This window comes from Mycobacterium sp. NPDC051804 (assembly GCF_044452905.1).
GTDB lineage: Bacteria > Actinomycetota > Actinomycetes > Mycobacteriales > Mycobacteriaceae > Mycobacterium.
The window spans coordinates 1-8,052 of sequence record NZ_JBITCD010000014.1 but is presented as its reverse complement, the minus strand read 5'-3'; the positions used below and the strand labels follow the sequence as shown (position 1 = coordinate 8,052).

General features: G+C 65.1%; 1 protein-coding gene. It reads right to left on the bottom strand.

The annotated features are described in order from the left end of the window. Nucleotides 1-8,052: amino acid adenylation domain-containing protein (locus ACIA48_RS30200; protein WP_396739994.1), on the bottom strand; the 8,052-nt coding region annotated here is incomplete at both ends.

Sequence of the window (8,052 nt, the reverse complement as noted above, 5' to 3'; positions counted from 1 at the left end):
CGCCACATTGCGGTGCGCCACCGCCACCCCCTTCGGGGTCCCGGTCGTACCGCTCGTGTAAATCAGATAGGCGATGTCGTCCGCCGACAGCGCCGACAGCGCCGACGGTGCGGTAGTGGGCTGACTGTCAATGGCCGGATCATCGATATCGATCAGGGCGAGCCCGTCGCGACCGGCCAGCCGAGACCGCAGCCCCGCGGTGGTGATGGCCGCGATCGGGGCGGCGTCAGCGAGCACGAACCCGATCCGCGCATCTGGATGCGCCGGGTCGATCGGCACATACGCCGCTCCGGTCTTGAGCACCGCCAACATCGCCACAATCGCCTCGGCCGCCCGCGGCAACACCAATGCCACCCGCTCACCCGGCCCAACCCCGCGAGCAAACAACTGATGCGCCAACCGATTCGACGCCTCATCGAGCTCGCGATAACTCCACGACCGCTCCCCGCAGCTGATCGCCACCGCCTCCGGGACGCGTGACACCTGCGTGGCGAACAACACCGGAATCGACACCACCGGCGGTGCCGGCCGGGACAACACCGCCCGGTTGCCGATCTCATCGAGGTGGGCGCGCTCAGAATCGTCGAGCATCGCGATCGTCGACAGTTGTTGGGACGGGTCGGTGGTCATCGCGACCACCAAACGGTCGAACCGTTGGAGCAGCGCCTCGATGCCGGCCGGGTCGAACACCTCGGTGTCGTACTCGACACGCAGCCCCAGTTCGACCCCAGGCCCGGCCACCACGGTCAGCGGATAGTGCGTGGATTCGCGCGTGCGGAAGTCAGTGATGGCCAAGTCATGTTCACTCGACAACGCCGCGGTGTCGACCGGATAGTTCTCGAAGACGAACAGCGTGTCGAACAACTGATCCTGGCCGGTGAGCCGGTGAATCTCCGGCAGCGCCAGATGCTGATGCTCCAGCGTGCGGTGGTGATCGCGTAACAGCTGCTCGAGTAGGTCAGCGGTAGTGGTGGTCGCGGTGAGGGTGGCACGCACCGGCACTGTGTTGATCAACAACCCCACCATCGACTCCGCACCGACCAACTCGGCCGGACGCCCGGACACCGCGGTGCCGAACACCACATCGCAATGACCGGTCAACGAGCTCAACACCTGCGCCCACGCCGCCTGCAACGCCGTGCTGACCGTGGTCCGACGAGAGCGGGCCAACTCGCCAAGCGCCCCGGTGGTCTGCTCAGAAAGCTGATGAGTAACAACACCTTTAGCGCCCGACCCCACCCGACCCGGCCGACCCACCAGGGTCGGGGTGTCGAACCCGGCCAGCACCTGCCCCCAGGCTTCGCGAGCAGCGTCCAAATCACGCCCGGCGAGCCACCTGACAAACCTGCGATACGAGGGAGGTGGTGGCAGCGGCTGACGGTAGTAGCCGGCGAAAATCTCACCCAACAACACCGGCAACGACCAACCATCGATCACAATGTGATGACTGGTCAGCACAAACCGGTGCCGATCAGCGGACGTGCGGATCACCGCCGCGCGAAACACCGACCGATCGCTGATATCGCACACCGCCGCGCGCTCAGCCGCACACACCGCTTGGACCTGCTCCTCGACACCACCGGCATCCTGTGCACCCAAATCCCGGTAACTCCAGGGGAGTTCGGGATCAGCTTCAATAATCTGCACCGGCTCCTCGAACCGGTCATAGAACCGGGCGACCAGATGCGGATGGCGTCGGACCACCTCGTGTACTGCGTTCCGCACACGGTCGGAGTCCAATGGGCCGGCGATGGTGATGTCGACCTGCACCGCATACACATCGTCGTCCTCCGCGCTACCGGCGTGAAACAGCAGCCCCTGCTGCAACGGCGTCAACGGCAACACATCCGCTATCCGGTATTGCTGCTCAAGCTCAGCGAGCTGGGGCTGGCTCAACCGCGCCGGAGCGATATCGGTGGGCGTCAACCCGCCCCCACCGGCACGCACATGCGCACAGATCCCGGTTAGTGCTTCAAACCACAAGCGCGCCAGCCGATCTACCTGCACCTGGTCCAGCGCCGAGGGTGCCCACGTCCAATTCGCCTGCAACCGCGGACCCTCATCGGTATCAGCAGTAGCCGCATTCAACTCCACGGTATGCATCAACGGCATTGCGATCGCCGCAGCCGCCCCCGTCAACGCCAAGCCCTGGGCCGAAATCCGCCACAAATCGTCCGAGACCTCGGCTGCGGCCGCGCCCAACCGGCCTAGATAGTTGAACCCGATCACCGGATCGGTCCCAACCAACTCCACATCGGGATTCAGATAGCGCAACAACCCATAGGTCAACCCGTCGGGGTGGGCGCGCAGTTGTTCCTTGCCATCTTTGACCACCGCACCCAAGACGGACTCACCGGCGACCACCTTCGTCCAGTCCAGCTTTTCAACGCTGAGAGCCACCGGATACTTAGTGGTGAACCAACCCACCGTGCGCGACAGATCCACCCCGTCGGCCAGCTCCTCCTCACGACCATGACCCTCAACATCAATGGCGACAGGCGAACCGTCGGCGCCCAGGAACTCCGACACCGCCAACGCGAAGCCGATCAACAGAATGTCTTGCACGCCAGCATGAAACGCCGCCGGCACCTCCCCTAACAGCATCCGTGTCGTCGCGGCATCCAACTGCACCGACACGGTGCCCGCCGCGGCAAACGTGTCCACACCGGGTTGTACCGCTGGCAACGCCGCCGGGGTCGCGGCCACCTGCCGCCACGCGTCGACTTGGGCAACGACGTCGGGGGTGCGCGCGTAGTCGGCCAGCAGTGCCGACCATCGCGCGAACGACGTTCCACCGACCGGCAGGGCGATCGGCTGCCCACTGTGATGCTGGGCCCAGGCAATGTTCAAGTCTTCCAACAGGATTCGCCACGACACCCCATCCACTGCCAGGTGGTGAACGATCAACACCAACTGTTGTGTGGAGGTCACCCACAACGCACTGAGCATCACACCGGCCGCCGGGTTCAACCGCGACCGCGCCGCCACCACCACCGCATCATCGAGCACCTCGACCACCTGCAGGCAATCGCTGGCCTGCATCGAGCCGGCAGGCACCTGCAGCGCCCAACTTCCGGTGCCGCCGTCCTCGACACGCAGCCGCAACGTCGCATGCCGATCCAACAACGCCTGCACAACCACCACCACGTCAGCGGGCGTTGCCCCGACGGGGGCCTGCACCACCATCGTCTGGTTGAACTCCTCGACCGGACCGTCCACACCCGCTAGCCAGCCCATGATCGGGGTGGCCACGACATCGCCGAGGCCCTCGTCAATCACGCCGGCGGCATTGTCAAGGACCCGGGTCACCCGGGCTAGGTGGGCCACGGTCTGCTCGACGAACACATCCCGCGGGCGACAAAGCAGACCCGCGGCCCGGGCCCGGGCCACCACCTGCATCGACAAAATGCTGTCCCCACCCAAGGCGAAGAACGAGTCATCAACCCCAACCCGCTCCAACCCCAACACCTGCGCATAAATCCCGGCCAGGATCTCCTCGAGCGCACTGGACGGGGCGCGGTAGCGATCGGCATTGGCATACTCCGGCGCCGGCAACGCGCGCTTGTCCAGCTTGCCGTTCGGGGTCAGTGGCAACGCCTCCATCACCACCAGCGCGGTGGGCACCATATAGGCCGGCAACCGCTCGGCCAGCTGCGCGCGGATCCCGTCGGGATCTGCCATCACCCGCGGCGATGCGGTCACATACCCCACCAACCGCTTGTCACCCGGACGGTCCTCACGCGCGATCACCACCGCCTGCTCCACCCCAGCCAGAGCGTTCAGCGCCGCCTGCACCTCACCCAACTCGATGCGATACCCACGAATCTTGACCTGCTCATCCGCACGCCCCACATACCGCAACTGCCCATCCGGACCCCACCACACCAGATCCCCGGTGCGATACATCCGCGCCCCCGGCGCCCCGTTCGGACACGCCACAAACCGCGACCCCGTCAATCCCGACCGACCCACATACCCATAGCCAACCCCGGACCCGGCCACGTACAACTCACCGACCACCCCGACCGGCACCGCGCGTAACCAGCCATCCAGCACATAAAAGCCCAGATGCGGCAACGGCACCCCGACCGGGCTGACCGTGCCCTCGGCATCGTCGGCGACGATCTCACGGAACGAGGCATGCACCGTGGTCTCGGTGGTGCCGTACAAATTCAGCAACAGTGGCGAGCCCGGATGACGGTCGAACCACCCCCCGAGACGGTGCGGCTCCAGCGCTTCGCCGGCGAACAACACCGCGTCCAATGCGAGCTGGCCTGCCAGTTCGGGAGCCAACGCATCAGCGGCCTGCAGGGCATAGAAGGCCGATGGCGTTTGACTCAATACACCGACCCGCTCGGCGACCAGCAACGCAAGGAAGTCCTCCGGCGAGCGAGCCACCTCTTCGGGTACCACCACCAACCGACCCCCGTACAAGAGGGCGCCCCACATCTCGCATACCGAAACGTCGAACGCCAAGGAATGCCACAGTGACCACACACGCCCGGCCAGTGTTATCCGGGTATCCAAGGCAGTTAGCAACCCGACCACATTGCGGTGAGTGATCGCGACTCCCTTGGGCACCCCGGTAGTCCCCGAGGTGTAAATCAAGTACGCGACATCCTCTTGCGACGGCCCGGCCGCCGGTAACGCGGTGCTGGGCTGAGCGTCGATAGCGGGGTCATCTATGTCGATGACCAAGAACTCATGTCCGGCCAACCGCGAGCGCAAACCAGCAGTGGTCAGCGCCGCGACCGGCGCGGCATCTGAGAGCACAAACCCGATCCGAGTGTCTGGATGCGCCGGGTCGATCGGCACATACGCCGCCCCCGTTTTCAGCACCGCCAGGATCGCCACGATCGCCTCAGCTGACCGTGACGACAGCAACGCCACCCGCCCACCTGGACCCACCCCGCCATCGATTAGCAAGTGCGCCAAGCGATTCGATGCCTCATCCAGCTGCCGATAGGTCCACGAACGGCCCTCGAAGGTCAATGCCACCGCCTCCGGAACCCGCGCCACCTGCGCAGCGAATAACCCCGGGATGGACACTGCACGTGTCCCCGGCGCGGTCAACAGCGCACCACTACCCCAGCCATCTAGACGTGCGTGCTCAGCGGCGTCGACCACATCGATCGAGGACAACCGCCGTTCTGGATCGGCCGTCATCGCAATCAACACCCTCTGGAGCCGACCGATCAGCGCTTCGATGCTGGCCGGCTCGAACACCTCAGTGTCGTATTCGAGGCGGATCGCCAGTTCGGATCCGGGCCCGGCCATCAACGCGAGCGGATAGTGGTTGTGTTCGCGCGAGTCGAATTCGGTGATGGCGAACTCGTGTTCGCCGGACAAGGCGGCGATGTCGACCGGGTAGTTCTCGTAGACGAACAGGGTGTCGAACAGTTGGTCATGACCGCTTGCGCGGTGGATCTCGTTGAGGGCCAGGTGCTGATGCTCGATGGTGTGGTTGTGCAAGGTTTGCAGCTGCTCCAGAAGCTCGACCGTGGTGGTCGCCGCCGTGATGGTCGCGCGCACCGGAACGGTATTGAGCAACAACCCGATCATCGACTCCACGCCGGCAACCTCGGTCGTCCGCCCTGATACCGCGGTCCCGAAAACCACGTCGTGTTGGCCGGTCAGCCCGCACAGCAGTTGCGCAAAGGCGCCCTGGAGCACGAGGTTGACGGTGGCGTGCTGGGCCCGAGCCAGCTCGTTGAGTTCACGCGTAATCTGCTCCGTCAGGTGGAATGAGGCCACACCTCGCCGCCCGAGCTCCAAACGTCCCGGCGTGCCCACCAGGGTGGGGACGTCAAAACCAGCCAGTACCTCTCGCCAAGCCGTATGAGCGGCCTCCAGGTCTCGTTGGGCCAGCCAGGTGATAAAGCTGCGGTAGGACGCGGCCGTGGGTAGCGGCTGACCGTAGTAGCCGGCGATTATCTCCTGCAGCAGGATGGGCGTTGACCAACCGTCCATCACGATGTGGTGATTGGTAATCACCACACGGTGCCGATCCGGCCCAGTACGGATCAGCGCCACGCGAAACGCTGGCGGATCGGCCAGATCGCGCACCGCGGCGCGTTCAGCAGCGCAGATCTGCCTCACTTGCTCATCGACCTCTGAAGCGCCGGCGTCCAACTCGACATAACGCCACGCCGGGACTGGATCAGCCGGGATGATCTGCACCGGCTGGTCGAAATCGGTGCAGAATCGCGCCGCCAAATGCGGATGCCGGTTGGTCAACCCGCGCACTGCATCACGTAGCCGCGGCGGCTCTAATGGGCCGGCGATGGTGATCTCCAACTGCACCGCGTAAACGTCGTCGCCGGCTTCCAGCGCGGTTCCCGCGTGAAAGAGCAGCCCCTGCTGCAGCGGGGTCAACGGCAACACGTCAGCGACGTCGTATCGCAGGCTCAGTTCATCGAGTTGCTGCTGACTCAGTTGCGCGGGGGCGATATCCGACGGGGTCCATCCACCCCCACCAGCACGCACCGACGCACAGATCCCGGCCAGCGCTTCAAACCACAACCGGCTCAACCGATCTACCTGCGCGCGATTCAGCGCCGATTGTGCCCATGTCCAATTTGCTTGCAACTGCGGGCCGGTGTCGGTGTCAGCGGTGGCCGCATTGAGCTCCACGGTGTGCATCAACGGCATCGATATTGCGGCGGCCGCAGGCATGTGCGACAAGCCGTCGTGGCTGATCCGCCACAGACCATCGTGGGTCTCGGCTGCTGCCGCGCCCAACCGACCCAAATAGTTGAAGCCGATCACCGGATCCGCTCCCTGGAGGCCGACATCCGGGTTCAGATACCGCAACAGGCCGTAAGTCAGGCCGTCCGGTAGAGCGCGCAATTGTTCTTTCGCGTCCTTGACCACTGCGTCCAGACCGGGCCCACCAGCCGCCACCTGTGCCCACTCCAGCCCCCCGACGCTCAACGCCACCGGGTACTTGGTGGTGAACCAGCCCACCGTGCGGGTCAAGTCCACCCCGTCGGCCAGCTCCTCATCCCGGCCGTGGCCTTCCACATCTATGCCGACCGGGGCCTCAGCGGTGCCCAGGAATTCCGCGAACGCCAACCCAAAACCGATCAGCAAGATCTCATGCACTCCGGCATGAAACGCAGTCGGCACCTGCCCCAACAACATCCGGGTCGTCTCGGCATCGAGTGACACCGACAAGTTCCCGGCCGTCGCGAACGTATCGACCATTGGTTGCACCGCCGGCAGCACGCTCGGCGTCGCGGCCACCTGCCGCCATGGGTCAGCGGTGCCGATGACTTCCGGGGTGCGCGCGTGCTCGGCCAGCATCGCCGACCATCGGGCAAACGAGGTGCCACCTACTGGCAGCGCGATCGGCTGCCCGCTGTGGTGCTGCACCCAGGCGATGTTGAGGTCTTCCAACAGGATTCGCCATGACACCCCGTCGATAGCCAAGTGGTGAACGATCAGCACCAACTGTCGTGTGGAGGTCACCCACAGCGCGTTCAGCATCACGCCGGCGGCCGGATTCAACCGCGCCCGTGCTGCCACCAGCGCCGCTTCGTCAAGTGCCTCGACGGTGTTGAGGCGCCCTGCCGCCTGCACGGCGCCGGGCTCAGGCGCCGCCAGCGTCCATCCCCCGGCACCGTCGTCGTCGACACGCAGACGCAACATTGGATGCCGATCCAGCAAAGCCTGCACCAGCACCACCACGTCGGGTTCGGTCGCCCCCGCCGGGGCCTGCACCATGACAGTTTGGTTGAACTGGTCGATCGGACCATCGACACTCTGCAGCCAACGCATGATCGGGGTAGCCACCACCGGGCCGATACCTTCGTCGATCACGCCGATCTCACCGTCGGTGGCCTTGGCCACCTGCGCAAGCCGGGCCACCGTCTGCTCAACGAAAATGTCACGCGGCCGGCACAAGAGACCGGCCGCCCGCGCCCGCGCTACCACTTGCATAGACAAGATGCTGTCGCCGCCGAGTTCGAAGAAGGAGTCGTCGGCGCCGACGCGCTCTAATCCGAGGACTTGGGCGTAGATGCCGGCCAGGATTTCCTCGCTGGGGGTGCT